General features: G+C 53.5%; 31 protein-coding genes and 3 tRNA genes. 11 read left to right on the forward strand and 23 right to left on the reverse strand.

Annotated features, from left to right (window positions below):
- Positions 1–34 precede the first annotated feature (34 nt).
- A tRNA-Val gene (locus VB016_00090) sits at positions 35–110 on the reverse strand.
- Positions 111–235: 125 nt separating this feature from the next.
- On the opposite strand from VB016_00090, the gene VB016_00095 reads away from it, so the two are divergent.
- A complete protein-coding gene (locus tag VB016_00095) occupies positions 236–478 on the forward strand; it encodes a hypothetical protein (protein ID MEA4976948.1) in 243 nt (80 codons plus the stop codon).
- Complete coding sequence (locus VB016_00100) at positions 475–1,461, forward strand: bifunctional N(6)-L-threonylcarbamoyladenine synthase/serine/threonine protein kinase (protein ID MEA4976949.1); 987 nt, start codon at positions 475–477, stop codon at positions 1,459–1,461. Before VB016_00095 ends, VB016_00100 begins: the two co-directional genes overlap by 4 nt.
- Here VB016_00100 and VB016_00105 read toward each other — a convergent pair.
- The 4 genes from VB016_00105 to VB016_00120 form a co-directional block, all read right to left on the reverse strand.
- Positions 1,448–2,782, reverse strand: coding sequence for a DHH family phosphoesterase (locus VB016_00105; protein ID MEA4976950.1), 1,335 nt, complete (start codon positions 2,780–2,782; stop codon positions 1,448–1,450). The two genes, VB016_00100 and VB016_00105, sit on opposite strands and share 14 nt — an antisense overlap.
- Positions 2,783–2,789: 7 nt before the next feature.
- Positions 2,790–3,245 (reverse strand): 30S ribosomal protein S15, encoded by a 456-nt coding sequence (locus tag VB016_00110; GenBank protein MEA4976951.1) that lies wholly within the window; start codon positions 3,243–3,245, stop codon positions 2,790–2,792.
- Positions 3,246–3,349: 104 nt separating this feature from the next.
- Positions 3,350–3,712, reverse strand: coding sequence for an NUDIX hydrolase (locus tag VB016_00115; protein MEA4976952.1), 363 nt, complete (start codon positions 3,710–3,712; stop codon positions 3,350–3,352).
- The gene (locus VB016_00120) at positions 3,709–4,368 is read right to left on the reverse strand and encodes a fibrillarin-like rRNA/tRNA 2'-O-methyltransferase (GenBank protein ID MEA4976953.1); all 660 of its coding nucleotides are present in this window, start codon (positions 4,366–4,368) and stop codon (positions 3,709–3,711) included. The genes VB016_00115 and VB016_00120 overlap by 4 nt, the downstream gene beginning before the upstream one ends.
- 83 nt (positions 4,369–4,451) lie before the next feature.
- On the opposite strand from VB016_00120, the gene VB016_00125 reads away from it, so the two are divergent.
- A complete protein-coding gene (locus VB016_00125; GenBank protein MEA4976954.1) occupies positions 4,452–6,059 on the forward strand; it encodes an inositol monophosphatase family protein in 1,608 nt (535 codons plus the stop codon).
- Positions 6,056–6,436, forward strand: a complete 381-nt coding sequence (locus VB016_00130) for a Mov34/MPN/PAD-1 family protein (GenBank protein MEA4976955.1) — start codon at positions 6,056–6,058, stop codon at positions 6,434–6,436. Before VB016_00125 ends, VB016_00130 begins: the two co-directional genes overlap by 4 nt.
- Here VB016_00130 and VB016_00135 read toward each other — a convergent pair.
- Positions 6,423–7,751 (reverse strand): hypothetical protein, encoded by a 1,329-nt coding sequence (locus tag VB016_00135; GenBank protein ID MEA4976956.1) that lies wholly within the window; start codon positions 7,749–7,751, stop codon positions 6,423–6,425. The genes VB016_00130 and VB016_00135 overlap by 14 nt on opposite strands.
- A gap of 172 nt (positions 7,752–7,923) precedes the next feature.
- Between VB016_00135 and VB016_00140 the strand changes: the two genes are divergently transcribed.
- The gene (locus VB016_00140; GenBank protein MEA4976957.1) at positions 7,924–8,142 is read left to right on the forward strand and encodes a hypothetical protein; all 219 of its coding nucleotides are present in this window, start codon (positions 7,924–7,926) and stop codon (positions 8,140–8,142) included.
- 68 nt (positions 8,143–8,210) lie between these two features.
- Positions 8,211–8,298 (forward strand) — tRNA-Leu (locus VB016_00145).
- Positions 8,299–8,957: 659 nt separating this feature from the next.
- On the opposite strand, the gene VB016_00150 is transcribed toward VB016_00145, so the two are convergent.
- Complete coding sequence (locus VB016_00150) at positions 8,958–9,227, reverse strand: DUF1634 domain-containing protein (protein MEA4976958.1); 270 nt, start codon at positions 9,225–9,227, stop codon at positions 8,958–8,960.
- Complete coding sequence (locus VB016_00155; GenBank protein MEA4976959.1) at positions 9,224–10,045, reverse strand: sulfite exporter TauE/SafE family protein; 822 nt, start codon at positions 10,043–10,045, stop codon at positions 9,224–9,226. Before VB016_00155 ends, VB016_00150 begins: the two co-directional genes overlap by 4 nt.
- Before the next feature lie 72 nt (positions 10,046–10,117).
- Here VB016_00155 and VB016_00160 point away from each other — a divergent pair, with 72 nt between their 5' ends.
- On the forward strand, positions 10,118–10,969 hold the full coding sequence (locus tag VB016_00160) for a THUMP domain-containing protein (GenBank protein ID MEA4976960.1): 852 nt from the start codon (positions 10,118–10,120) through the stop codon (positions 10,967–10,969).
- Positions 10,970–11,000: 31 nt separating this feature from the next.
- Here the strand turns inward: VB016_00160 and VB016_00165 are convergent, their stop codons facing one another.
- Complete coding sequence (locus tag VB016_00165; GenBank protein ID MEA4976961.1) at positions 11,001–11,660, reverse strand: 50S ribosomal protein L15e; 660 nt, start codon at positions 11,658–11,660, stop codon at positions 11,001–11,003.
- A 148-nt stretch (positions 11,661–11,808) separates the two neighbouring features.
- Here VB016_00165 and VB016_00170 point away from each other — a divergent pair, with 148 nt between their 5' ends.
- Positions 11,809–12,129, forward strand: coding sequence for a zinc-ribbon domain-containing protein (locus VB016_00170; GenBank protein ID MEA4976962.1), 321 nt, complete (start codon positions 11,809–11,811; stop codon positions 12,127–12,129).
- Between the two features lie 25 nt (positions 12,130–12,154).
- On the opposite strand, the gene VB016_00175 is transcribed toward VB016_00170, so the two are convergent.
- From VB016_00175 to eif1A, 10 genes are read right to left on the reverse strand one after another with little or no spacing between them, the layout of a single operon-like run.
- Entirely contained in the window at positions 12,155–14,566 is a 2,412-nt protein-coding gene (locus VB016_00175; GenBank protein ID MEA4976963.1) for a DNA polymerase domain-containing protein, read from the reverse strand.
- A 4-nt stretch (positions 14,567–14,570) separates the two neighbouring features.
- Positions 14,571–15,758 carry a redox-regulated ATPase YchF gene (locus tag VB016_00180; protein ID MEA4976964.1) on the reverse strand — a complete coding sequence of 396 codons (1,188 nt, stop codon included), beginning with the start codon at positions 15,756–15,758 and terminating at the stop codon, positions 14,571–14,573.
- 36 nt (positions 15,759–15,794) lie between these two features.
- Complete coding sequence (rsmA, locus tag VB016_00185) at positions 15,795–16,583, reverse strand: 16S rRNA (adenine(1518)-N(6)/adenine(1519)-N(6))-dimethyltransferase RsmA (protein ID MEA4976965.1); 789 nt, start codon at positions 16,581–16,583, stop codon at positions 15,795–15,797.
- Positions 16,580–17,128 (reverse strand): DUF655 domain-containing protein, encoded by a 549-nt coding sequence (locus tag VB016_00190; protein ID MEA4976966.1) that lies wholly within the window; start codon positions 17,126–17,128, stop codon positions 16,580–16,582. Before VB016_00190 ends, rsmA begins: the two co-directional genes overlap by 4 nt.
- A 24-nt stretch (positions 17,129–17,152) precedes the next feature.
- Positions 17,153–17,470: an RNA polymerase Rpb4 family protein gene (locus VB016_00195; protein ID MEA4976967.1), complete on the reverse strand. Its 318-nt coding sequence runs from the start codon at positions 17,468–17,470 to the stop codon at positions 17,153–17,155.
- A gap of 25 nt (positions 17,471–17,495) precedes the next feature.
- A complete protein-coding gene (locus VB016_00200; protein ID MEA4976968.1) occupies positions 17,496–17,789 on the reverse strand; it encodes a 50S ribosomal protein L21e in 294 nt (97 codons plus the stop codon).
- 1 nt (position 17,790) lies between these two features.
- Positions 17,791–19,026 (reverse strand): tRNA pseudouridine(54/55) synthase Pus10, encoded by a 1,236-nt coding sequence (locus VB016_00205; protein MEA4976969.1) that lies wholly within the window; start codon positions 19,024–19,026, stop codon positions 17,791–17,793.
- A 9-nt stretch (positions 19,027–19,035) separates the two neighbouring features.
- Entirely contained in the window at positions 19,036–19,578 is a 543-nt protein-coding gene (locus VB016_00210; GenBank protein ID MEA4976970.1) for a KH domain-containing protein, read from the reverse strand.
- The gene (locus tag VB016_00215; protein MEA4976971.1) at positions 19,575–20,375 is read right to left on the reverse strand and encodes a serine protein kinase RIO; all 801 of its coding nucleotides are present in this window, start codon (positions 20,373–20,375) and stop codon (positions 19,575–19,577) included. Before VB016_00215 ends, VB016_00210 begins: the two co-directional genes overlap by 4 nt.
- A 13-nt stretch (positions 20,376–20,388) precedes the next feature.
- Positions 20,389–20,721: a translation initiation factor eIF-1A gene (gene eif1A / locus VB016_00220; GenBank protein MEA4976972.1), complete on the reverse strand. Its 333-nt coding sequence runs from the start codon at positions 20,719–20,721 to the stop codon at positions 20,389–20,391.
- Between the two features lie 119 nt (positions 20,722–20,840).
- Between eif1A and VB016_00225 the strand changes: the two genes are divergently transcribed.
- Positions 20,841–20,916 (forward strand) — tRNA-Glu (locus VB016_00225).
- A 23-nt stretch (positions 20,917–20,939) separates the two neighbouring features.
- Here VB016_00225 and VB016_00230 read toward each other — a convergent pair.
- From VB016_00230 to VB016_00240, 3 genes are read right to left on the reverse strand one after another with little or no spacing between them, the layout of a single operon-like run.
- Positions 20,940–22,073 carry a hypothetical protein gene (locus VB016_00230; GenBank protein ID MEA4976973.1) on the reverse strand — a complete coding sequence of 378 codons (1,134 nt, stop codon included), beginning with the start codon at positions 22,071–22,073 and terminating at the stop codon, positions 20,940–20,942.
- 4 nt (positions 22,074–22,077) lie between these two features.
- Positions 22,078–22,899 (reverse strand): formyltransferase family protein, encoded by an 822-nt coding sequence (locus VB016_00235; GenBank protein MEA4976974.1) that lies wholly within the window; start codon positions 22,897–22,899, stop codon positions 22,078–22,080.
- A 30-nt stretch (positions 22,900–22,929) separates the two neighbouring features.
- Entirely contained in the window at positions 22,930–23,337 is a 408-nt protein-coding gene (locus VB016_00240; GenBank protein ID MEA4976975.1) for an archease, read from the reverse strand.
- Between the two features lie 179 nt (positions 23,338–23,516).
- Between VB016_00240 and VB016_00245 the strand changes: the two genes are divergently transcribed.
- On the forward strand, positions 23,517–24,323 hold the full coding sequence (locus tag VB016_00245; GenBank protein ID MEA4976976.1) for an aspartate dehydrogenase: 807 nt from the start codon (positions 23,517–23,519) through the stop codon (positions 24,321–24,323).
- Between the two features lie 35 nt (positions 24,324–24,358).
- Positions 24,359–25,441: a Xaa-Pro peptidase family protein gene (locus VB016_00250; protein ID MEA4976977.1), complete on the forward strand. Its 1,083-nt coding sequence runs from the start codon at positions 24,359–24,361 to the stop codon at positions 25,439–25,441.
- Here the strand turns inward: VB016_00250 and VB016_00255 are convergent, their stop codons facing one another.
- Complete coding sequence (locus VB016_00255; protein MEA4976978.1) at positions 25,442–25,810, reverse strand: cyclophilin-like fold protein; 369 nt, start codon at positions 25,808–25,810, stop codon at positions 25,442–25,444.
- Positions 25,811–25,816 lie beyond the last annotated feature (6 nt).

A 25,816-nucleotide genomic window follows, 5' to 3' on the forward strand; every position in this document is an offset into this window, starting at 1 on the left:
ATATATCGTAGTTATGACAAATAGGGGCAAAAGCTGGTGGGCCCGGCCGGATTTGAACCGGCGACCTCCGCCATGTCAAGGCGACGTCATAACCCCTAGACCACGAGCCCAGCATGGCCTTGATACAATCATAGTAATTATATCTTTCCTACAAAGAACATCGGCCAGATATTCGCCTGATATGCTGGCACATGGCCTCGACAAGCTTTAATCATGGTATGCATCTGTCCATTCCATGGCGGAGATCATACTCTTCACAAAGAATAACTGCAACAAATGCGAGTATGTCAAGGAAAGGATTCCCTCAGGCATCGATGTGGACATCCAGAATGTAGATACGGCCGGCGGGCTCGCCGAAGGAGCATTCTATGGTATATTGGGCAAAGGATTTCCCGTTCTTGTGGTCGATGATGAGTTTGTTGCCGAAGGGTCAATCAACGTCCTTAAAAAATTAAAGGAGATCGCCGGCGGAAGATGAAGACGATAGGCATAGAGAGCACAGCCCACACTCTCGGAGTGGGAATCATCGATCCCGAAGACGGACGGAAGGTACTGGCCAACGTTATCGACATGTACAGGCCTCCGCAGGGAGGTCTCCATCCGAGGGAGGCGGCCAACCATCACGCCGAGAACGTCGCCGGGGATATCGGAAAAGCGTTGGAGGAAGCTGGAATTTCGATAAGGGACGTCGACCTTATTTCGTTCTCTATGGGGCCCGGGCTCGGGCCGTGCCTGAAAACCTCTGCGACTGCCGCGAGGGCGCTATCCCATCGCCTGGGTATTCCGATAATCGGGACAAACCACTGCATCGCGCACATTGAGATCGGGCGTGCGATGGAAGGATGCGACGACCCGGCACTGCTTTATGCGTCCGGTGGTAACACCCAAGTGATAGCCTTCTCCGAGGGAAGGTACAGGATATTCGGAGAGACGGAGGACATAGGAATCGGCAATATGTTCGATAAACTGGGGAGAGAACTGGGCCTCGGTTTCTACGCCGGACCGAAGATTGAGAAAATGGCACTGGAAGGCACTCGGTTTTTGGACATCCCCTATTCCGTAAAGGGGATGGACGTTTCGTTCTCAGGGATCATGACTGCTGCTCTGGCACTTTACAAAAAGGGGCATAGGATCGAAGATATAGCCATGTCGGTACAGGAGACGGCGTTCGCGATGCTGACCGAGGTAACGGAAAGGGCGATGGCCCACACGGGCAAAGAAGAAGTGCTGCTCGGAGGAGGGGTGGCACAGAACATGCGACTGAGAGAGATGGTCGGAGAGATGGCGGAGGCGCGCGGTGCCGAAATGTTCGTACCGGACAGGAGATATTGTATGGACAACGGCGCTATGATAGCATGGTTGGGTTACCTGATGTACGATTCCGGCGTGCGCATGGACATACCTTCCACGGCCGTCAGGCAGAGGTTCCGGACCGATGAGGTCGAAGTCACCTGGCGCTGACCTGGGACTTTATTATCCCATTCAGCTTCTCTACAAAATCATGCGTTCTATCTGAAGGGAACGAACCTCCGCTGGCTATGCGATGTCCTCCGCCGGTTCCCCCTGCCGACGAGCAGGCTTCGCGGAGGGCCGACGATAGGTCCGCCCCCCTGGTGAGGAGCTTGCCCGTAGCCCTTCCGGAGACCTTTGCGATGTCTTCCGATGAATTGATCCCGAAGGTCGGTTTGGACTGGTCCCCGAAGTAGCTCATAGCTATTCCGCACAGCACTCCGGTGTATCCGGACCGGGTACTGTCGAACCATTGGACATTGGACATCTGGGTAAGTCCACGTTCGTCCAGCGCGGCCGCGCTCTGTACAACTTCGCGTTTGTATTCCTTCTCTATTTCGCCGGCGGTTTCGATGCTTTTCCTGTCGCCGCATGCAACGGCCACGCCAAGCCCCATCTGGCCGTTGCGGCCGCAACCGTCGAAAAGGGACGCTAGGCCTGCAGAGTCAAGGCCCCAGTCTTTCAGAGTATAACGCGTCCCGGATGTGCTTTCCATCGTCTCGGCGGCAACGCCCTGCTCCGCCAATTTGAGTATTATCAGGGAAGAGAGGCGTCTTCTCTCGCCGTCAGAAAGTCCGGAACCTGTTGCATCACGGGAAATTCCCGCATCCTTGAGGAGCGTGGCAACGCCATCGGCGTTTCCGCTTACACCTCTGATATATGGTTCGGTCGTAAGGTAAAGTTCGTCGGTCAGTTTTCCGCGGGGTATGATAGATCCGCCTTCAGCTTTTATAAAGCCTCTTTTAACGGCCCCATCCAACAAGAAGCCGTTAAGTCCCTCCATTTCCTGCCTGTCACCGTACATCCCGGCGAACGCTACCTGAACAAGGTCCCAGTTCCTATGGTCCATCCTGATGGCGAAAAGACAGGCCATCGTGGATCCGCATCCGAACTTCATACCGTCTATTCCGTGAAGGTGCGGATTGATATAGCATATCCTGGTGGCCTCTGCGCATACGGCGTGATGGTCGAGAACTACCACGTCGCACGTCATAGCATCCAGTTCTTCGATGTAGGAGGCGCCCAGGTCCGAGATGATCACGCATTCGGCGTCGCAGTCCCTGATTTGAGCGAAAGTGACATCGTCCAGAGTTGTGAAAAGGGTGGCGGAGAATTCCTTTCCCTCGCGCAGGAGGGCCTTGGTAATGATTCCTGCCGAAGCTATGCCGTCGGCGTCGTAATGCGAGAAAATATGAATAAAACTATGGCCGCGGATTATTTCCGCGGCTTTTGAAAGATCGTCAAGTAGTTTATTTGGGACGCTTCGGTCCATGTGAGTCTCACTTGAGCATAAGCTCAGCGTTGCTCAGAGAGTACTTCCACTCCTTGGGGAGAATTCCCCTGCTCTTATAGTAGCGCTCGAGCCTTCTGATCTTAGCTTCGATGAGATTAAGTCCCCTCTTGTTCGCAACGTCGCCCCTGTGCTCCTTCACGTGGACGTTGAGGGAGATGGCGCGTGCCATGAGATTAGACAGATCTTCGGGCATGGACGGGTAGACATTCTTCTCTTCCATGATCTGGGTGATGGTCTTTCCGGTTGCGAGCTTTACATTGGGGACGCCGTACTGGTCCCTCAGAATGAGCCCTATCTTCGCGGAAACGACTCCGTTCTTGACGTATTTTACGATGAGGTCTTCGATCTCCGCCGCTCCGATCGGAACCCATGCCGGGTTCTCGGAAATCATCGGGCGCTGAGAGCTGGATTTTCCCTTTCTTCTAGTGTGCATTCTTGCCATGATATGATGCTCCGAATATGTTTGGCGGCTAGGCTACACTCCATTCTAGAACCACTATTAAAAGGTTCACCACTTTAATGCCCCCGTTATTATACGCGCGAAGGTCAGGGGAGGTCCGGCACTCTCTTATTTTCCAGCTCCCGGATGGCCCAGGGGACCACATCCTCGTATTCGCCGCGGTCGAAGGACAGCTCTTCCGGGATGGAATTGAAAAGCATGCTCTCCATCTCGCATACGCATATCCTGTCTCCAAGATTCGCTGCGCAGACGTAGCAGTAACCGAGATCACGGACGGAAACCACGTCTATGTCGTATCCCGCTTCCTCGGCAAACTCCCTTCTCGCCGCATCCACCAGGCTCTCCCCCTCTTCCACTTTTCCGCCCGGCATCTCCCACCCGTTGCGTTTAGTGTTGAAAACCATAAGGAACATGCCCTCGGATACCGCCACCGTGTAGACGGTTGTCAACTTCTCGCCCCGAAGATTATCATCGCATGATCTATTTCGTATGGTCCCAGTTCGCGGGAGTCGAATATCTCGAATCCCCTGCTTTTCAGCAGATCTTTGGCTTCTCTGAAAATGCGGCCCGGCGGGGCCGTGACGTCTTCCGACCTCGCTTTTATGGCGACCATCCCGTATTTCGCATTGAATGCTTCGACGTTGTCGGCCGCTATTCCGGCCTGTTGCTTCTGTGCCACGTCTTGATAGACGATATCGATCCTGTCAGCGGCGAATCTATATTCGTCGGGGCGGGTCGCATCACCAAGTATGGGCATCATGTTCGGGCGCGTCTCACAGGCCGTGACAAGGTCCCTGAACATTCTGGTCGATATTTCCACACATACCACCGAACCGTGACTGCAGATGTCGGCCACATGGGAGGCGGTGGTACCGCTGGAAGCACCCAGATAGAGGACCTGGCTGTTTTCGGTGAACGGAAAGGACCTTCCTCCGTTTGTAAGATACGCGGAGAGTTTGCTCCGCCTCGGCGACCACTCGCGATATTCATTTTCTCCTTCGGTGACAAGGCGTTCACCGTAGATGCGTTTGCCCGGAAAGGTCGAAAGAGTGTACAGGCGTCCCCGTTCTGAAAAAACCCCAGGCACACGGTCCAAAAGCTCCATGCCCGTGCAGATGCCATGGTTTTAGAAATAACCTGTGCCAACCGTTGCAAACCCTAAATACGGGAGAACATCAATGCGGCCCCATGGATATTAAGACCCTTCGCGAGATCGCCGACGCGGTCCAGACTGCCATTTCGCTCATTCCCGATCCCTGCAGCAGGGGCAACGAGATATGCATGGGCGATGACGGTACGCCAACCTCGGAGATCGACAAGGTAGCCGAGAACGCAGTGCTCGGATACATTGAATCTAATCATCTGGCTCTCAACGTCCTCAGCGAGGAGATCGGTTTTGTCGACAACGGCGCCTCCGAAATTCTGGTCCTAGACCCTATCGACGGAACCAGCAACTCGGTCGCCGAGATACCATTTTACACTATTTCCATGGCTGTCGGAACAGGGTCTCTTTGCGGTATGCATACGGCCTTCATCCGGAACCTGGCAACAGGGGACGAGTTCTGGGCGTCCAAGGGCGAGGGCGCATACTATAATGGAAGGAGGTTAAGGGTCAGAAAGCCCGACTTCTCCAATCTGTTCGCGATGATATACATGGGTAATGCCGCCGTGGACGAGGCCTTCGCACTTGCGAAGAACGTCAAGACGTCACGCTCGATGGGATGCGCATCCCTGGAAATGACCCTTCTGGCTCTCGGGCATGCGGATGTGTATTACATGAATACCTACCGCTACAACCGCGCCGTCAGGACGGTCGACATAGCCGCCAGCGCGCTGATACTGAGGGAGGCGGGAGGCGAGGTATTCGATACGGGCGGCAACAAGCTCGACATGCCCCTGGACAACGCACATCACGCAAGTTTCGTGGCATGTTCGTGCAAAGAGGTATTCGACCACGTCATGAGGCCGCACATCGGGGAGCATGGCACCACACGTTACGGAATATATGCCAACGAGACCGTTCCCAAAGCGGGTGAATACGTGCAGAGGGCGTACAACGCACTGAAGGGAGAGAAGGTAACCTTGGACACATCGGCCGCCAAACTCATCGGGATGGAAGGTATTCCGCTCACTGAAATGGATGCGGACATCGTGATAGTCGTCGGCGGTGACGGAACCATACTCAGGGCGCTGAAGAAAACCGAAGCGGCCGTGATAGGAATCAACGCAGGAGGCGTGGGATTCCTTGCGGAGGTCGAGCCATCCGAGATAGAGGAAAGCATCTCGCGTATCAGGCGCGGAGAATATACCGTTGAGAAGAGGTCCAAGCTCAGAACGTGGTATAACGGAGAATATCTCGCAGAGGCAGTGAACGAGGCGGTGGTCCACACGGATTCCGTGGCCAAGATCAGGCAGTACAAGATATATGTCAACGACCACCTGGCCACGGAGGTGCGCGCCGACGGGGTCATAGTGTCGACGCCGACGGGCTCCACGTGCTACGCCATGAGCCTGGGAGCACCGATAACCGATCCCGGGGTCGGAGCGTTCCTAATAGTGCCGATGGCGGCGTTCAAGTTCGCATCGCGTCCGTTCGTCGTCCCCGATACATCCAAAATAACGATAGAGGAGGTCATGGACAAGGGTTGTCTCATCGTCGTGGACGGCCAGCACGAGTATCCGATGAGGGGAGGCACCCGTGTTGAATTCTCGCTTTCGGACAACCTCGCCAAATTCATAAAGCTGGACAAGGACTTCTATTCCCGTGTCAGAGAGAAGCTGGTGAATGCCATATGAAGAAGATCCGGGGAATTTACATAGAGCTCGTCGATGCATTCAACGATGCGGCGAGCTCGACGTACCCGGAAGAATTCCTCAGCATGATGAGGGAGGACGACGGGATAATCTCAGAACTGATACTGATACCCGGCACCGTTTATGGCGATTCGCACAGCTTTCTGAACGATTGGATGGCTCCCGTGGATTTCAGCCTCGTAGGTACGGTGCATTCCCATCCCGGCTATTCGAACGAACCTTCCGACGACGATCTCCAGTATTTCGCAAATTACGGAGGTGTGCACATAATCACGTGCATGCCGTTCGACCGCAACAGCTGGAAAGCATACAATTCCAGAGGCGAGCAGCTGGACCTTGAGCTGTTCACTGACTCCTGAGGCTGTTGTTTACTATCTCTTTGGCCATTTCCAGCAGCCCTACGGCGTAAGCTTTGTCGCTGGCTTCGACCTTGATGTCCATTATCCCTTCCTGGTCGGGATAGTTGAGGAGGAACCATCCTTCCTTCATGTCTACGCGCCATCCCTTCGTATGCAGGTAGTTCTTGTAATCCAGGTCGTCGATGGCATCGTTTATCTTTCTGCCGAGGGCTTCGTAGCTTCCGGTGCAGTGTATCCTGGCGGAGTCTGTCACATAATTAGGCATCTCGTCCAAGATGCCGCTGAGGCTGCGGGTTCCCGCGAACTGGGCGATTTTTGCCGCCGCGAATATTCCGTCGGGGCACTTTGTCATTCCAGGAAGGATTATCGAGCCGTTGGCCAGAGCTCCGAAGTCGGCCTTCTCTGCCCTCATTGCATCGCTTAGGGAGATAGGGGTCGGTTCGCATTTTACAACTCTGCGCCTGTCATTTTCTTCCTCTTCCCCCCAGAACGCGTTGTCGACGTTCGATGAAATATCTACCGGAACGACCATTTTATCCGGCCTCATGAATTTGACCAAAAGTGCCAGAAGTTTGCTGCCCGTAACATACCTTGCTTCCTCATCGATCAGCGCTACACGGGTTCCGTCGCCGTTCAAGATAATGCCGATGCTTCCCGGTATGGATTTCACGGTAGCCTGCGCGTCCTTGGCCTCCGAAGCCTCGATACCAGGGAACCTCGGGGCATAGTTGCGGTCCGGGTGGGAGTTGATGCTTGTCACATCCGCTCCCGCAGCAGCCAATGCCTGCGGGGCTACCGTAGACGCGCTGCCGCATCCGCAATCTATGACCACGGGGCAGTCGATCTCCCCGCAAACATCGACCAGTTTCTTGATATAGTCGCTGGCGACCGTGTCGCATCTCCTTATTGTATTTATGGAGTGATATTCCGGCAGAGGGGTCGAACTTCCGATGTATTTCTCCAACTGCCTTATCTGCTGATCGTTGAATCTGGACCCGTCAGGATTACGCAGAGTGATGCCGCTGATCATCCCATAGTTGTTCGGCTCTCCGATCATTGCACAGCAGCCCGAATCGCGGCCGGCGAGCACCCCTGCCGGCGACGGTACATATCCGGCGTTGAAAACACCCGAACCAACAGAAAGAACTCCTGAAACAAAAGCATCCCGTATCATTCTGCTGCTGCGGCTGAGGTCCATTCCTACCGTTACCTTGCTGTATGTTGTTCCTACGGCCCTTCCGGCATGCAGGGCTTTCTCCGGGGTCATGGCCGTGTCGACGGTCGACATGAGCTCCAATTTAGTGGCAGGCATCATGTAGCAATGGTCTTTGGTTGTTCATATTTCTTGCCATAGTCCTATTGTATGTTTTGAATCTAATGTCCCAGACACTCTTATTTGGTCCTAAATTCAAATAATGTTTAAATACTACAAATGTAGATTTATCAAAAGGATGGCCAGAGCTGGCCAGCTCAACGGAAGGGAAAATATGGTTATGGAAAAAATCGATTTTGGGAAGGCACAGACGATCGCCAAGTCCAAGGGTCTCCAGCCGGGAAGGGTCAAGGGCACCCAAGGCGTTCAATTCACAAAGGGTTCCAACGACCGTCTGACGGTTATTTCATGGGGCGAGTTCGAGCAGGCCCTTAAAAAGAGGGGTCTGGCAATATATGAGTCCGGTGGCTGGATGAAGATAATGAAGGCCTAAACTTCTCTGCCGGAAAAACTCCGGCGCATCATTCTTTTTATAGAACTAAGTAATCACCGTGCTGAAACGCAGGGGTTGCCGAGCTTGGTCAAAGGCGATAGATTCAGGGTCTATTCGTGCAGGCGTTCGTGGGTTCAAATCCCATCCCCTGCACCACTGTAATCGATTGCCCGTAATTTCGGTTTTCATTCTGTTTTCGGGTGCGTTACCCGATTCAATCGATATTATTCGCCAAGTTTTCATCAGTAATTTATTTACTGAGATTAAGCGCGGCATCGGTTTAAATGCGTCTTTACATAAGGGCCATTCGCACCTGTCGTTATATAATTGTAAATAGGTTTTGAGAAGGGTGAATTTTTGTTCTGTCCACAATGCGGTAAAGAAAATCAAGAAGGCACGACATATTGCGGGTCGTGCGGTTACAATATAGGCGTTCCCGGGGCCAATCCCGGTTACTCTCAAAGTAACACTGTATATATAGCGCCACAGAAAAGCACAGGCCTGGGAATTATCCTTTCAGTGATATGCGTGGGCCTGGGACACCTCTATGCAGGCCTGATAACCAAAGGTCTGCTGTTGATCGTAGTTTACACTGTTTTGTGGGTTCTCATGTTTTTTACGTTTTTCATTACGGCAATAATTGCGATTGTAATTTGGATATGGGCAATCTATGATACCAACAAATCGATCAATCAATACAATGAGCATGTACGCAAGACAGGCAACCCGCCCTGGTGATTTAAAAAATATTTTTCTAAACTTCTTCACCGGCTTTTTCGAAAAAGACTTTGCGGAAAAGTGCCAGTATTATGATATTATATCAATGAAGAAACCAATGTCGCTACCGCTGTCATGATTATAAGGAGCAAAGCGACACCTGCCCATTTGCTGTCTTTTTCCTTGATCAGGGAGATCATTGATACCGCCACGCCCAGCATCGGAGAGATTATCAGAATCAATATCCCTGTCCAAAGGACCCGCTCGCCCATGCCCACAGATTCTAAGGCCAGGCCCAGGGCGATGACTAATATTCCTACAGCGGCCCCCCACCACAGGGCCTTCGAAGTGGAGCGGTTCAGGCTCAAAACAATCCCCCCGCATCCATGATCATGATTGCGGCGATGAAGAATATCAGCACCGAGAAATATCTTCTCAGGGACCTTCCGTCCACGTAGGAGGCGATCTTCGTTCCGGCAATGGAACCCAGAAACCCTCCGACGGCCACGGCCCCGGCGAATACGAGAGAAATGTCGCCCATCACGAAATACAGCACGGCCCCGGCGAACGCGGTAATTCCGATCATATAGTTGCTTGTGGCAGTGGCGGCCTTCATCGGGATATGCATATGCAGATTCATGATCGGAACCTTGATGGCCCCCCCGCCAAGTCCCGTCATAGAGGCCACCAGCCCGGCGACAGTGCACATGGCCGCACCCGTCTTCACATTCTGGATCTCGTAGCCGAGGTCTTTTTTCTGTACCTCGTCATAATAGGTGAAGCAGTACTTCCCGGAGCACTCTCCCGGTTCCACGACCAGCTCCGGATTGAATATCATCCTGGCTCCGCTGTATATCAGTACAATCGAGAATATGACGGTAAGCGCGGTGTTGCTGATGTAGGTCGCGGCCACGACTCCGGCGATGGCACCAATCACAGTAGTGATCTCCAGATAAAGGCCCAGGCGTATGTTGGATATCCGTTTGTCCACATAGACCGCCGAAGCTCCGACGGAAGTGGCGACTATGCCCACCAAGCTTATCGCGGCCGCATCCTTCGCCGCCAGGCCGTAAAATATCATGAGTATCGGGACGATTATCATTCCACCGCCGATGCCGAACAGCGCGCCCATAACTCCCGCTAAAGCACCTACGAGAATGAGTGAGAAAAGGAGTTCCGGGCCCACGTTACCCGATTGGCCGTTTCGTATTAAGAATGTGGCAAAAGGATTATTAGCGCTGTGCGTGTAGCGTCCATCGTGTCCGTAATAATGGTCAGGTACTCGGAAATCGGCCTCAAGAGCACGCCGGTGAGACTGAGGTTTGAGAATCAGATGAAGGACGCCATGCTCTCGATGCTGGCATTCGATGGCGTCGAAGCGATCGTCGAAAAGGGCGATGCCCGCTTTTACGTTTATGCTTCTGATAATGATAAAGCAATAAAATCCCTCAGAAAGGTTTTCGGAATCGGTTCCATGTCGATCGCGGAGGTCACTACGGCATCAATGGAGGACATATGCAGTATGGCCGCAAATTATTCCAAAGGCCGTATTTCCGAAGGTCAATCGTTCGCCGTCAAGCCGAGAAGGGAAGGCAACCACCAATACAAGAGCACCGACGTCGGCAGGGAGGCCGGCTCCGCGATATTCCTTGAGAACGAGCACCTTGGAATACGTGTCGACCTGACCTCGCCCGACAAGGTGTTCTATGTGGAGGTCAGGGAGAACAAGACGTATATTTTCGACGAGTACATACGGTGTCACGCGGGGCTTCCCGTTGGAACTCAGGGGCGTGTTATCGCGTATCTCGGGGACGACCGTTCGACGCTTTCCGCATGGCTGATGATGAAGCGCGGATGCAGAATTATGGTCAGGGGAACAGACTCCACCGGTATTCTGATACATTACGATCCGGACATGAAGTTCCTGACCGAGGACCAGGAGGACCCGCGCACCGCCCTCGGATATGTACTTGGAACATCGCTCGAAGGGGTACAGCAAGTCGACGTTTCAAAATATGCGCTTCCTGTATACTTCCCGACAGTAGGAATGTCGGATGCAAAGGTCGTAGAAAAGATATCTTTTTTGAAAGAAGAGTGTAAAATAAATTAAAATGTTTAATAAGCGGGGGGACTCCCCCCGCTTAGTGGTTGTACTGGCGAGAAAGCTGCTTCTTCTTGCTGTTGCTGCGCTTGTTGACTCTGACAGACGGTCTCGCGTTCTCGGCGCCCTTTCCGGTGTGCCTCATTCCACGTCCCTTCTGTCCTGCAGAGGTCTTTCCGCGGTAGACGCGGTTGGTGCTGCTCTTCTTGCAGATCCAGTTGATCTTGTTGTCAGCTTTGATGACCGGGTGTGCAGGGTCTACAAGTATTACCTCGTACCACTCGTGCTGCCCGTCGGCTCCAACCCAATAGGAGTTAAGGACCTCCATGTTGGGGTATCTCTTTGCCGTCCTCTCCTCAGCAATGCTTTGGATGCTCTTTCCGACGGTCATTCTGTTGATACCCTTTCTTTTAGCCCTTCTTCCTGCGGTGATGGCTCTCTTGTTGAAGTTACCCTTCCTAACGCGGGCCCTAACAATCGTGTAGCCCTGCTTGGCCTTGTAACCAAGGGCTCTTGCCCTGTCGAGGCGGGTAGGTCTCTCGATCCTGAGGAAGTTCTCTTCCCTTCTCCAAAGGATCTTTCTCTCGTAGTTCAACGCTTTAACGTATGATTTTTCCGGTACATCCCATGCGTCCCCGATATAGCTGTACATGCTCTTACCGTTGACGGGGCGTACCTCTCCCTGAGATTCGTTGCTCATTTGTATCACCTTTTCGGATTCACCTTTTTAGGGGCACATTTCCGCAGAGCGAATAATGCTCTGTGAGGCAGTGATTACCAGGCAGTATTTAATATTTGACGGCAGAAAGAAATAATAACTATTTATCGGCCGACGGTTATTTCCATGCATGCCGTACTGTACCGATTGCGGATTCGATGTGCCGTCGGGCACCCGATTCTGTCCGAGCTGCGGTTCCGATCAGGTAACCGTTCCGCCACATGAGGTGAAAGGGACCCAGTCCATCGTGCCCCTGATATTGGGGATATCCGGTATCATTTTGGGGATCATGGTTCCGATCATAGGGTTGGTCCTGGGCGGCCTGGGGGCCGCATTTGCACATAAGGATAAGAACAAACGCAACAACACATACCTGTCGGTGTGCATCATTGCCATCATCGTTTCGCTGGCAGTATGGGTGTTGAACTTTATTTTCCTGATAGCGCTGTAAGGTACAAGAGGTCGTAAATACGAAGTCAGAAGAAATCGTCCAGACTTGAGGATCTCTTTTTGGCGTCAGCCGCGACTGCCTTCGGAGCGGTTTTTGGTTTATCGGCCGATTTGGTCTCGAAGTTCATATCGAACAGTGTAGCCTGCTGGCTTCCGAGCATGAGGTCGCGTTCGGACCATCCGAATACCTCGGTTATCCTGGACGCCGTCTGTGCCAGGCGTTCTGCGTAGTAGCGGTAGTCGGGAACGTGCTCGAACACCTTTCCGCTTACGAACGGCTCGACAAGCTGAGGTACGGCCTTGCCGTCGGTTACTATCCACGATACTTTCATGCCGGGAATGAACTCGTAGCCCATGGCGATGAGCTTGCGTGCCGCCTGCACATTCGTCATGCTGTCCGGATTGGCATAGGCGTTCACGCCCTTGCAGGTCCTGGATATTACAAGCTCCTCGGCCGGGATCGCCCCTGACAAGGTATCCTGTACGATCTTCCTGACGAAAGCGACAGCACCTTCGTTGTCTTCGTCCAGTATCTTTTCGAACAACTCCTCGAGAAGTCTGCTTTGGAGGTCGAAGGAGTCCGAGCGGCGGATTTCATAGCCGCGTACGAGGAGCTCGTCCTTTTTCTCCGGCCACAGGACCCTTCCCACATACCTCTTCTTTTTTCCGTGGGTGAAGAGCGGTTCAACCAGCTTTTCAAACTCAAGTGTGCCGCCCTCCCTTGAAAATCTCTCCGACAGCGATTTGCCGAACTTCACGGAACCTTCGAGGTCGGCATGCGGCGACTGGACGAACACCGAGTCCGTGTCAGAGTATATCACTCCGATCTTCTCGGATTCGAGCTCGCCGATTATGCCCTTGACGTTCCCTCTTGCAAATGACGTGATCGCGGAGCCGATGTTCTTGTTAGTGAATCTATAGAACGAGGATGCGAACACTCCGTAGAACGTGTTCATAAGGATCTTAACTGCCGACTGCAGGCCGTCCAGGTAATGGTACTCCGTCTGGTCCTTCGTCAGTTTCATGGAGGCCTTGATACTGTCCCTGTACTTCATCAGATCAAACAGTATTGTGGGAAGAAGCCCCTCCCTGCGTTCCTTGGACATGAACCGGGCGCCGGATGGGCTGACGATCTCCCCGTCTTCCGAAAGGGTCGTGAAACATATGTTCTTCGCAATGATGAGAGAGGGGTACATAGACTTGAAGTCCAGCACCACTACCCAATGGTAAAGCCCGGGTTTCATAGTGTGGACATATCCTCCCTCGATCTGGTCTCCGTCCGCGTTCCTGCCCCCCATCATCGGGACCGCCACCTTATGGCGGTCGGCCGCGCGTATCAGCAACGAATCCGCAAGCTGTGAGGAGCCCGAAGTAAGGACATCCTCGGCCGGGAGCCTGGACACTGCGGCCAGGTCCATTCCCTTCCTGATCGTGCCAACGTTATTCAGAATACGAAGTGCCAGATCCGCATCCTTTGTACAATATTCCAGCACCTTCTCGCGATTGTTCTTCCATTCCGAGTCCATACGGGACGGGTCTACATCCATCTTGCCCTCACCGAGAAGAAGCATAGAAACGGCGTTCAGCGTCTCCTGCTTAGGCCTAATCTCCCTCTTGGCGGCCCACCAAGCATCGGAGATAAGTCTTCCTTTGACGCGCCAGAACCTGTCGCTCACGACCCTCGGCTGTCCCCCGTCGCGTCCCCAGGGCATGGCGTCGGACATTTTGTTGACCTCTGCCCGGTCCCTTATCTTCTTGATATCGTAGTTATCGATGTTGTAACCGGTCAGGATGTCCGGGTCCTCGTTTCTGATAAGCTCGCCGAACTTCTCGATGATCTCCTTCTCGGAGCCGGTTATCGGCTCGCATTCACGCTTGGAATCGCCCTCCGAGATCACTGCGCATATGCAATAGATAAAATCATGCTCCACGCTGTTTTCCAGGTCGAAGGACATGATCTTCAGAGGCGGAGTGAAAGGGGCCAGGTCTTCGTACGACTCCAGATCGACAATAAGGTCCGTCACGTACGGGCCGGCCCTCTCTTTGCCAGCTATTCTTACGCAGGCTCCCATGTCCATGTCGTAAATGTACCTGTGATGGAAAGGTATGTCGGCCGCAAGGACTCTGAAACCTTCCTTTTGGGCTTCATTACGGTATTCCGGCACCTTCCATGGGTACTTTATCGTCACCCTCAGGACTTCCTGGAACTCTCCGCGGAAAAGGAGGCTGTCGTGCTCGATCTGCAGCACATCCTTGTCCTTCCTGAGCTTCTCTTCGATGGCCGGGGTCGGCCTGACAATGAAATAATACGGACGGAAACCATGTGCCAGAACGGTGATGGACTTCCCCTCGCGGGTCTTGCCGAACAGCTCTACGACGATTTCGTCGTCTTGCTGAGAATACGAGGCGGTTAGCAGTCTGACATCCCAGTTTCCCACGCCATCACCTGTTTGCAACGATCCTCAGTATGTCCCCGTCCTGGAGTACATAGTCTGCTCCGACGGTGCGTTTCGTCTTCGCATTCACCGCTCTTATGAATTTATCCCCGAGGTCCGAGTGCACTCTGTATGCCATGTCCTTGGCGGTCGAACCGCGCGGTAACAGGAAGGCATCCGGAAGGACTCTGCCGAAGTGGTCGGTGTACTTGTTTTCATCCTCTACGGGATATACGGTTATAAGGTCCAGCATTTTGAAGGTGGCCTCTTCCAGGCATGTCTGAACGCCCGTTCCCCCGAAATGTGCCAGTTTTTCATTCATGTATCCAAGTGCTTTCTTCTGCGCGTCGTTGAACTTCGCCCCTTCCTTGATTTTGAAAGAACTGTCTCCTGGGACATATTCTATCATGTTGGCGGTCGCCGCTTTTCTGAGAGCCAGTTCTGTTTCTGCCATGGTGGGCGTGCTGTTTTCAGCGAATTCACGTACTTTTTTGATGTTGCTATCGGAGGCTATATCGGCCTTGTTCATGGCGACCATCACCGGGCGGCTGTTCTCGCGTATCCTGGCGCAAAGCGAAAGGAGGATATTGTCGTCCCAGAGAAGAGGGTCATCGGGAAGCCCAACCGTTCTGACGGCGTCTTTTATGTGCCCCTCGCTCACTTTAAGTCCTGCCAGCCTCTCGGTCAATATCACCTCGGGTTTAGTGCCCTGCATCTTGGCCTGCCGGGCTATCTTCCCGAAACCGTTCTTTATGATTTCGAGCATCCAGCGGTCGATCTCTTTCTGCAGGAACGTTATGTCTTCTATTGGGTCGTGGGACCCGGGCTCTAAAACATTCCCTTCTATGTCTGTTGAACCGCTGACATCTATCACGTTTATGAGGGCGTCCGCCTGTCTGAGGTCATCGAGGAACCTGTTGCCCAGTCCCTTGCCGTCCCATGCGTCTGGCACAAGCCCGGCAACGTCCAGGAGATCTACGGGTATCATCCTGGTACCGTTTATGCAGGCAGAATTATGCGGTGTGCACGTGACGCCGAGCTCTTTGCAGGGGCAGGGCGACCTGACGTGGCCGACGCCTTTGTTGGGTTCGATCGTAGTGAATGGGTAGTTGGCTATCTCAACGGGTGCCATGGTGGCAGCGCTGAAGAACGTCGATTTGCCCACATTGGGCTTTCCTACTATTCCGATAAGCATTCAATCGACCCTGTATCGCCAAGCTAACATTTACACTTATGGCGAAGAGCGGAGCGCACCTATGAGATTGGACAGCTCGGCTATCTCTTCTGGCGACAATACCTCTATGCGGTCGTCCAGGTGAGGCAGATCGGCATCCCTTTCTATAATGCGGGCGTTTTTCAGAGCGGTTCCGATTTTCTTGCGGCGGTGCGTAAAGCACGTCTCCGTTATTCTGAAGTACAGCTTTTCATCGTCCACTCGGAAAGGCGTAGGGCGGGAGGTCAGGCTGACCACGGCAGAGTCGACCTTGGGGCGCGGGTTGAAGCGTGAAGCAGGAACCGTTTCCAGCATTTTACATGCCGATCTATAGTATACGCCCACAGTCAGTCGTGAATATTGGTCCGTTCCGGGCTTGGCGGTCATCCGTTCGGCGAATTCCTTCTGTACCATGATGACAGCGTGTCTGAAGTTCTGCTCCAGAAGTTTGAAGATTATAGGTGTCGACACGCTGTACGGCAGGTTGCTCACGAAAACATCGAACTCCGGCCATTCGACCTTAAGCGCATCTCCCCTGATCAGGGTGATGTCATTACAGAATTTATCGGAAACATAATCTGCCAGTTTCTCGTCCAGCTCTATGCATGTGACGCGGTCGCTCTCGCGGATAAGGCGTTCGGTCAGAGCGCCGAAGCCCGGACCCACCTCAAGTACTCTGTCGTCCTTGGATATGCCCGCGTATGCAATCTGTCTGTCGGCCGTCGCCCTGTCGGTCAAAAAATTCTGGCCCTTGCTCTTTTTAGGAACAAGTCCAGTCTCTTCGATGAGGCGGCCGGTTTCGCTCATTTGGAGACGAAGATATAGCGCTTCATGTCGCTGTCCGATATCTCTTGGACTATGCGCGAGGCGATCAGCTTGTCAGGGTTCTTTACGAGGGAGACTCTGGCGGTGAGATCTTGAAAATCCTTGAAGTTGCCCTTCTCACGCTCTTTGATGATCGCTTCCATGCTCTTCTTCCCGAGTCCGGGGAGCTCCTCGAGGAGGTGCTTGCGCATCGAGATCGGACCTGCCTCGTTGTAGAAGCGTACGAACCTCTGGGGATGTGCGGCCACTATCTCGTTAATGGCATATTCAAGCTCCGACTGGGCGGTGCTTGTGAGATCTTTATAGCCGACACGTTTTTTGATGTGGTCTATCTGTGTGCGGAGATTTCTGTTCTCTCCGACGTATACGCGGTCGCCCATGGATATCTTCGCACCCGCCTTGGGCGTCAGCTCGAAGACCTTGAACTCTTCTTCGCCGACTGCGTAACATATAGGCTCTTTCCTTGAAAAACTGCCACCAGGCATGCCCTGTGGCAAATAATCGATAATGCGTACATACTCTTCCACGGTAGTCCCCTCCTGAGTACCAGCTTACAGGTATTTAGCGACTGTCGCTAAAATCTTTTCAATGGCCTCGGGTTCCAGATTGACCCTCTCTTTGGAGAAGATCGCACGCAGATCGACCGGGAATAAGGGCAATATGTCTGCTATTTTAACGGCGGCAAAATCAGTAACAGGCGGAATCGCTTTAAGCTCTGCGATGAGCTTTTTCGCGTCTTCTGCTGAGAGGCGGCTCATGACCTTGGCATGCTCCATTGAAGCATTCTGAAGTGTTAGGAGTCCTCTGTTCTCTTTTTCAGCAGCCAATAGGCTGTTCACTTCTGCCAGACTAACATACCTTTCAGCCATTTTATCCACCTGTTTTTTTATCCGTTCACTGCACGTTCCTTACGAGGTGCTCGGGCCTTGCAACGACCATCTTGGTCTTGTTGCCGGATTTCACGCTTACCTCGTAGGCGGCTCCCCTGGGGCCAATTATGACTCCGGTGAGGCCGTGGAACCTGGAGAACGGCATTCCCTTGTGTACACTGGAGTCTATCACTATATTGACTCTCTCTCCGGACTCGAAAATCTGGAGGCCTTTTGTGATAGGCGAAAGACCGCTTGCTCTGGGTTTCTTACTGAGCAATTTGCGCGTCTTTGTCCTTGTTCCTTTGGATGCCTGCATCTCATTCACACTCTGGTTCTTTGTATTTGATCGCCAACACGTCCAACTCCAGGACGACGCAGGGGACACCGAGGTATTCCGAGAAGTTTGGCCTGCTTCTCCCCCCGTCTCCGGAAACGAACTCTTTTATGTAAGTCCCGGACTCTGTCTCCAGCGTAAGGTCGAAGACATAATCGTCGACCGGTTCAGCCTCGACCCAGCGGATTCCTCTGTTACGAACGAGGTCGGCACGTCTGTGCTCGACACGGGTTGGAGTCCTCTGGTCGATGCGAACATCCTTGAACGCTAAGGCTACCCCATTTAGTTTCTCTTTATTAACTTTACCCTCGGATTTGACGCGTGCACGGTAAATTTTATCGGGATCCGCACCCTTGTACCTCTGTACTGCCTCGCGGTTCACCAAATGCAAGTCCCTGAATTGTGCCAGATCGGACCTGTTCGCCTCCTCTGCCAGGATTTTCAGGTCTATTTCCCTGATCTTGGGGCTGCTTATCTCCAATACGAAAGGTCTGCCTTCCCCGAGCATTAGGGCATCTATGTCCTCCCTCCCCATCCCGTGGAAGAAATGTTCGTGCCCGCCGCTCATAACGAGGGCGATGTCCCCGATTATCTCCTGCACGGAAATCTGGTACATCTTGCCTGTACCGTTGCATCTGGGGCAGCCCTTGCCTTTGCACATCCTGCAAGGCCATATGGTCTGAGGGATCTCCCTGCTGAGCTTATTGTAGCGGCCAGCTATGAATATCGGTTTCACGTCGAGTTCCACATCGGCGAATCGGGTGTCCACGCATGCGACGACCTGGGGATTGGTGAATTCGACTTCCCTGTCGATAAGCGGGATCGACAGCTTACCGATCTCTCTGTTGAGCTCGGTTTTTATTTGTTCGCTCTTCTCAAGACCGAAACTCTCTACGATCTCCTTCTCCTTGGCAGTTATGGCGGGGTCGACCTTGCTGCCCACCAGGAAATTATCGGACTCGACGGCCCTTATGGCGTCGGAAACGGCTTCAGCGAAGCGCGGAAGGAGATCGAACATGTTTCCGCACAACGGACAGGATTCGAGGGGCGGCGTGTTCCTCCCCTGCGAACACAGTGCTCCGCGGAGCATCGTCCCGCGCACGTCGTTGGTCATTCCGGTGCCCTCTTTGCCGAACATGCGTCCGAGGCAGCGGTCGCAAAGACCCAGCTTGGCGAGTCCCTCGGCCTTGTCCATGTTATCGGATATCCAGTCTTCCATAGCAATACCTTAGATGTCGAATCCCATCTCGGCGATCCTCAGACGCGGCCTCTGACTTTCCAGATAGTGGTATACGCTTGAGTGCTCGCTTCCGTTGAGTATCATTTCAATGGCCTGTTTGGCTATAGGGAGGCTTACCGAGTTGCCTATCAGCCCCACCGTGTTGCCGTAGATTATCATGTCGCAGCGGGTCAGGTCTTCTATTATACGACGTGTTTTGCCGTCCTTGCCGATAAGCCTGCCGCGTATCCTGTTGAGCTGATTGGTCCTGTCGCCGACGAATTCCTTCAGATCGATGATCTCCAGATACTCGTCGTCTTCCATGAGGCGCAACGCTTTTTCCGGGTTGTATCCCCTTCCGATGGCCTTTATGACGTCGGCCAGTTTGAGCGGCATCAGGGCATCCTCCGTTTTTTCCTCGTGGATGATCACCAGCCCGTCCTCTCTGATGTCTATGGGTATCCCCGACGCCTCTTGCAACATTCTCTTTGTCTCACCGGATTTTCCGATGAGCGCCCCGACCCTGTCGGCCGTGACCCTGACGGTCCTCATGTATCTTCTTCCTCCTCTTCTTCGCTTGATGTGTTAAGCGTTTCTTCCATAATCACGCCGGGTTCGATAATTTCCGCTCCGCGGAATTTGAAAAACCGGTTTACGTTTCTTATATCTCTCTCCAGGAGCTCCTTCGCTCCCGGATAGTCGTTCGTCATCGCCTGACCGCAGTCGATCAATACAGGACCGTCAGACGTCATCAGCACGTTGTACTCGCTGAGGTCGCCGTGCACCAGGTGCGCGTCCTTCCATCCGTCGATTATGAACGAAACGACTTCGTCGTAAGTTTCTGTGGGATCCTCGAGAATGACGTCCTTGAGTTGCGGCGAAGGCCCGGTCTCATCTCCTATGAACTCCTCTACAAGGCAGTTCTTGTCGTAGGCGATCGGTTCGGGGACAGGTATGCCGGCCTCATAGTAACGTTGCAGGTTCTTGAACTCTTTCTGCGCCCACGCATATATCATTTTCACGCGGTTGCCCGAGACCCCTCTGAACCTCGGGTCCCCTTCGATATATCTGGAAAGTCTTTTGAAAGTCGAAGTGGTAGTTCTGAATATCTTAAGTGCCAAAGGTCCATTTTCAGGGTCCTCGGCGTAGAAGACGTTCCCTTCCTTTCCGGTAGATATGGGGTAGCGCACGGCGTCAATTACTCCGGAGGTCATGAAATCATAGAGCGTCATCAACGTCCTTCTGTCGAAGACCTCGCCCTCTGTCTGCCTCTCGTCGCCGGTCCTATTGGTCTTAAGGTTGTCGACATGCCTCTCCATGTAGGAGTAGATCTCGTCATAGGAGGTCATGCCGGTTCAAGCCTCAGTAGATGTCGATGGTCTTGGGGATCTTGTGCCTCTTGCTGAGGTTGACTGCCTGGGTCCTTGTGTACCTGAACCTTATGTCACATTTGTCAGGTTGAAAGTCCCAGATGGAAACTATCAGGAGGTCGCCTTCTCTGATCCACATGCGCTTCTTGATCCTTCCGGGAATGCGCCCCATCCGGGATACGCCGTCCTCGCACATGACCTTGATCTTGGAGGCCCCCAGCAGCTGGTCCGCAATTCCGAATATCTCTCCTTCTTTGATGTTGGGTAGGCGTATCCTCGATACATCCTCCTCATCACTCTCTAGCGGTCCCTTATCTACTACCATAGCCTTGCCATGTCCGCTGTCTTATATTAATAATTTCTTGTCGAACGCTTCAAAAGGCCGGAATTCGGCCTGTCCTTTACACAAACTATTTTAATCCTATCCAAATATGGACGCCTTACGCTCCGGTAGTGTAGTGGCCAATCATTCGGCCCTTTCGAGGCCGACACTCGGGTTCGAATCCCGACCGGAGCACCATTTTCACCTTTCGAACTGTGTGTTCAATATGTTTTCGTCGGCGTTCTTGTTTTGAACCCCAATATCCGTTTGCGGTAGTCGACGCTCTTTTTCGATATCTCGTCGACGTTCTTCCGGTTCACAACATATACATCAGGCAGCTTTTTGGGGTTGGCCGCAAGCATGGCGTCCATCAGGTAGCGGTCCGGGAAATCCCAGCTTTTAAGCGATTTCCTGTTCCAGTTGTCCGCCAGGTCCATCACGGCCTCGATCCCCTCGTTGTAGAATGCCTGAAGCAGCACCGCGGCGACCGTACAGTCGTTGGAAAGCACGGCCACGTTGCTCCCGCGGACAGCGAAGTCCTCGCCGTTGAATGAAAGTGCCAGCCCCCCGCTCTCGTTCACAAGTTCCATCGCCTGGTAGTCGGAGGTGTCGCTGCCGATATACGCGGTGCCGTCGAGATCCACCGACGTCTTGCGCCTTATCTCCAGCAAAGTATAGGCCTTCTCGTTCGAACCGATGGAGTTCATCGAGCGCATTATCGAGCCGGAGGACTGCATCGGAACCATGTCCGCTACGACCTCGTCCAGCTTTTTCAGTATCTTCACGTCGTCCGCGGCCAGCTCCATCGGGACGTTGAGCTTGTATTCCATCTTCGGTATCTTGAGGGAGGCGATGTCCGACGCGGCCTCTCTTAGCGACCTGCCTTCCTGCCTCGTTATCTCATGGCCGTCCAGGCTGAGCTCGGTGTAGCTGATGTTCCCCATCGGGATGTCGAGCCCCTCGCATACGTTCATGACGTCATGCTCGTAAAGGCTGGTGGTGATGAACGTAGGCATCACGTTGAGGGCATAACGCATGACCTGTCCGGCACCGGGCATAAGGTCCAGGGAGTCCGCGCTGGCGCCGTATATCTGCAAATCCGTGGCTCCGAACGCCTTCAGGAACGGAGCAATCATTTTCATAGTGTTTCCGGAGCGGCTGTCATCGCGGTTCAGGACATATGCGCATAGGGAATCGTATCTCGAAACGACGTCGTAGAAGTGCCCCCCGTTCCTTATGAACCGTTCGCAGATGTCCCTTGTGCCGTTGTTCCTCGTAAGGAATCCCCAGCAGCTGCAGACGAACTGCTTGTCGTTTATGAACCCGAGGTCGTCCAGAGTATCGAATTCGCCCATTGGATCATCTCAGCGAGGCATCTACTTCCTTCGTAAGGTCGTATGGATGCTCTAGTTCCGATGCTCCCGAATACAGGGTCTTGTCCCTGATCGAGACCCTTCCGTCGGCGAAGGCCTTTATCGTCGACACGATCAACGGCAGCTCGCGCATCGCGCCTTCGTCCCGGATCTTCTTGAAAAGCGGTTCTTCCGTGCCCTCGTCGTCTTTTATCTGGTCGAAGGTCCTGCCCTTGAGCTTTTTAGTAAATTTATCCCAAAGGTCGTCGTATCCGTGGCCCTTTATCGAGAATCCGCAGTAAGTTACCGCCGCCCCGCGGTCCCATTCTTCCGTGCACATGTGCATCATGGCGCCCTGTCTTACCGCTTTTTGGGATATGAGCTCCCAGATCACGTCTTCCCAGGTTCCTTTGGGGCCATCGGGCAGGGCAGGATGGAGGTTAAGCAGATCATATGTTTTGCAGGTCTCGTCGTCCACCCAAAGCATATATCCGGCAAGGACGCCGAGGTCGAATTTGAAGGTCCGGGTCTTCTCTCTGAGGGATTTCCCGTATTCGGCCCTCCATTTGTCCTCGTTCTCTCGCCTAAGTTCGGGTTTGAATTTTTTCCACGAACTCAGAACAAGCGGTATCCCGTATCCGCGGACCATGTCAAAGAACATCTGTCTCTGATCTTTGCGGGGGTTGTTGTCTTCTGTATTGTCCCAGTTGCAGAAAACGAAGGCTATCTCTATGTCGAGCTTGCCCTTTGCCTTCTCGTCCATCACGGCCTTCAGGAGATTCCTGGAGCCCGGCCCCCTCCCCGTTGAGAACCAGCCTATTCTTAGCATCGTCTTCCTAACCCTCATCAGTGTATTTTATTATATGTCGAACAGAACGGTGACGCTAGGCGTCTTCGCATCCACATCGAGCATATGGTACGTCACGGCCTTAACCTCGGTCCTGGCCTTATGCCTGCCAAGGTCGAGGTCCTCTCCCTCTGCATCGCATATGACGCTGTCCCCGCTGAACCGCACCGAGAACCTGCATAGGAAGATCCGTTCCGTTTCCTGTATGAAAAGGAGTTCTGAAAGGAAGTTGTAGAGCCGTTCCTCGGAGGTATCTCCCTCGGTCTCTGTGTGGACGGTCCTCTTGGGGGACACGCCCCTCAGGTCGAGGGTCTGATCGAACATCGCGTACGCCGCGTTGGCAAAACACTCCTCGAGCGTGCTCCCGGTGCACCTTACGAATGCGTCCGCGGTATGTTCCAGCCTCTCATAGGAATGCATGGGGCGTGATATGTCTACACGTTAAAGGAACCATCGGAACGTTCGCAAAATAGATTTGTTTTCGATATTCGAAAAATAAATACTCAAAACGTAAAAAAAGTGCATATGATATCCGACATACGAAGACAAAAGCGGTTGTCTGCGTAAGTTCTTAATATGTCGGTTTATTTGCTGGAATTATGCGTATTACAATAATAGGCTGCGGTTTCATCGGGTCCTTTCTCGCGAGAACCGCGGACAGCATGAGCGAGGTCAAGCGCATCTACCTTTACGATACGAACCGCCAGGCCGCCGAACATGTTGCATCCATGACCAAGAAAGGAATAGTAACGGACTCTGTCGAAGAAGAGCTATACCATTGCGACCTGGTGATCGAGGCGGCATCGCAGGCCGCCGCCAAAGCCTTCGCACCCATAGTGGTCGAAAGGGGAGTGAGCGTGATGCTCATGTCCGTAGGGGCGCTCGTGGACGACGATTTCAGGAACATGGTGTTCCAAAAAGCGTCTAAGACGGAGTCCTGCATATACATCCCCTCCGGGGCCGTATGCGGCGTGGACGGGCTTAGGGCCGCCAGGGAGGCCGACATGGAATACGTGGAACTTATAACCACGAAGGCGCCGAAGAGCCTGGAGGACATCCCGTACGTTCTTGAGAAGGGCATAGTCGTGGACGACCTGAAAGAGAAGACGGTGATCTACACCGGTACCGCCAGAGAGGCCGTCAAGCTCTTCCCGAAGAACATCAACGTCGCGGCGACCGTCAGCCTGTTCGGGATCGGTTTCGACAAGACGAAGGTCACGATCGTCGCAGACCCCAAGATCACAAGCAACTCCCACGAGCTCAGATATAAGGGGGTTTTCGGCGAGACGGTGTGCCACACATACAACGTGCCGTCCCCGGAGAATCCAAGGACCTCTCATCTGGCCGCACTTTCGGCGGCCCACGCACTGAGGAGTTTGGTCAAGAACGTATGGATAGCTCTCTGAAAACATATTCATAAAACCACTTCGATGCGGGTGGTATGTTTTCTTCCAGGGCCGAGAGGCTTACAGGCAATGCGCCCGATGTTGATGCCATAGTCATTCTCAACGGGCAGGATCCGTTCCTCGACTCTACTTTCTGGTATCTGACAGAACAGCTTTCCGGCACCTTCGAGGGAGGTATCGCTGTAGTAAGGGACGGCAGACTGGACGTCATCGTAAGCTCCCTGGAGGCCGAGTGCGCCAAGGAAGGAAAGGGAGAGATACATGAGTACAGGGACCGGGAAGACCGCAATAACATTCTGAAGGGGCTCCTCGATGGTTGTGGAAACGTAGGTTTCAACGTGCACAGCGCGCCGTACTCGTCCGTAGAATATGTCAGAAAGCTCACGGAGGCAAAGGTGGTCGATGCTACCAGGAGCATAAACGATACGGTTTCCGTTAAAGATGAAAAGGAGATCGAGGCCATCCGTAGAGCATGTAAGATATCGTCCAAGGTGGCCGGGGAAATACCCAGCATGCTGAAGGCCGACATCACCGAGAAGGATGTCGCGGCCATGATGGACAGAAGGATGAGGGAGCTCGGCGGAGAGGGCAATGCCTTCGAGACTATCGCAGCGTTCGGGCGCAACGCATCGATGCCGCATCACTCGCCAACGGAACAAAAGCTCAAAAAGGGAGATGTGGCACTGTTCGATTTCGGCACCAAGTTCAACAGGTACTGCTCGGATATGACCCGTACCGTTTTCTTCGGCGAGCCGAAGGACGTGCTGAAGAGGGCATACACGACCGTCAAGGAGGCCCAGGAGGCAGGATTCCAATGCTACCGCGACGGAGCTAGGGCTGCCGAGGCCGACATCGAGGCCAGAAAGGTCATCGATGCCGGAGAGTTCAAGGGCAGGATGATCCATACGTTCGGGCACGGCATAGGGATGGACGTCCACGAGGCGATATCCATCTACTGCAAATCGGAGCAGGTCCTGAAGTCCGGGAACGTGGTATCCGCGGAGCCCGGAATTTATCTTCCGGGGGTCGGAGGCATACGCATAGAGGATACATGTCTCGTCAAGGCAGGCGGGGCCGAGCGGCTGACGTCGTTCGACCGCGAGCTCACCATAGTGTGATCAGAACGCGTATTCTAAAAGGACACGCTGCCTGTCGCCCGAGTCCTCGATCCCATCGCAGTCCTCGATATGACCTATTTTGATCACCGGGAATGGGGAGACAGGTCTGCCGTCCTCGCCGCTCAGCGGCGTCGGACCGTAGAAAATGCAGAGCGCTCCGGGCGCGGGCCACCAGGCCACATCTCCCTTCTCGAGAACGGTGATCCTTTCCGAGCCGGAGTTCCTGGCATCGATGGGCATCTCGAAGTAGATCTCGCCGCCCATCATATTGATGTCGGCCTTAAAAGGTAAAGAAAGCCAGATGGCGTTGGAGACGTCGGAGTCATCCAGTTCGGCATAGTACTCGCCGCTCCTTGTGACAACCTTCATTCTGCT

The organism is Methanomassiliicoccaceae archaeon (genome assembly GCA_034928305.1).
GTDB lineage: Archaea > Thermoplasmatota > Thermoplasmata > Methanomassiliicoccales > Methanomethylophilaceae > VadinCA11.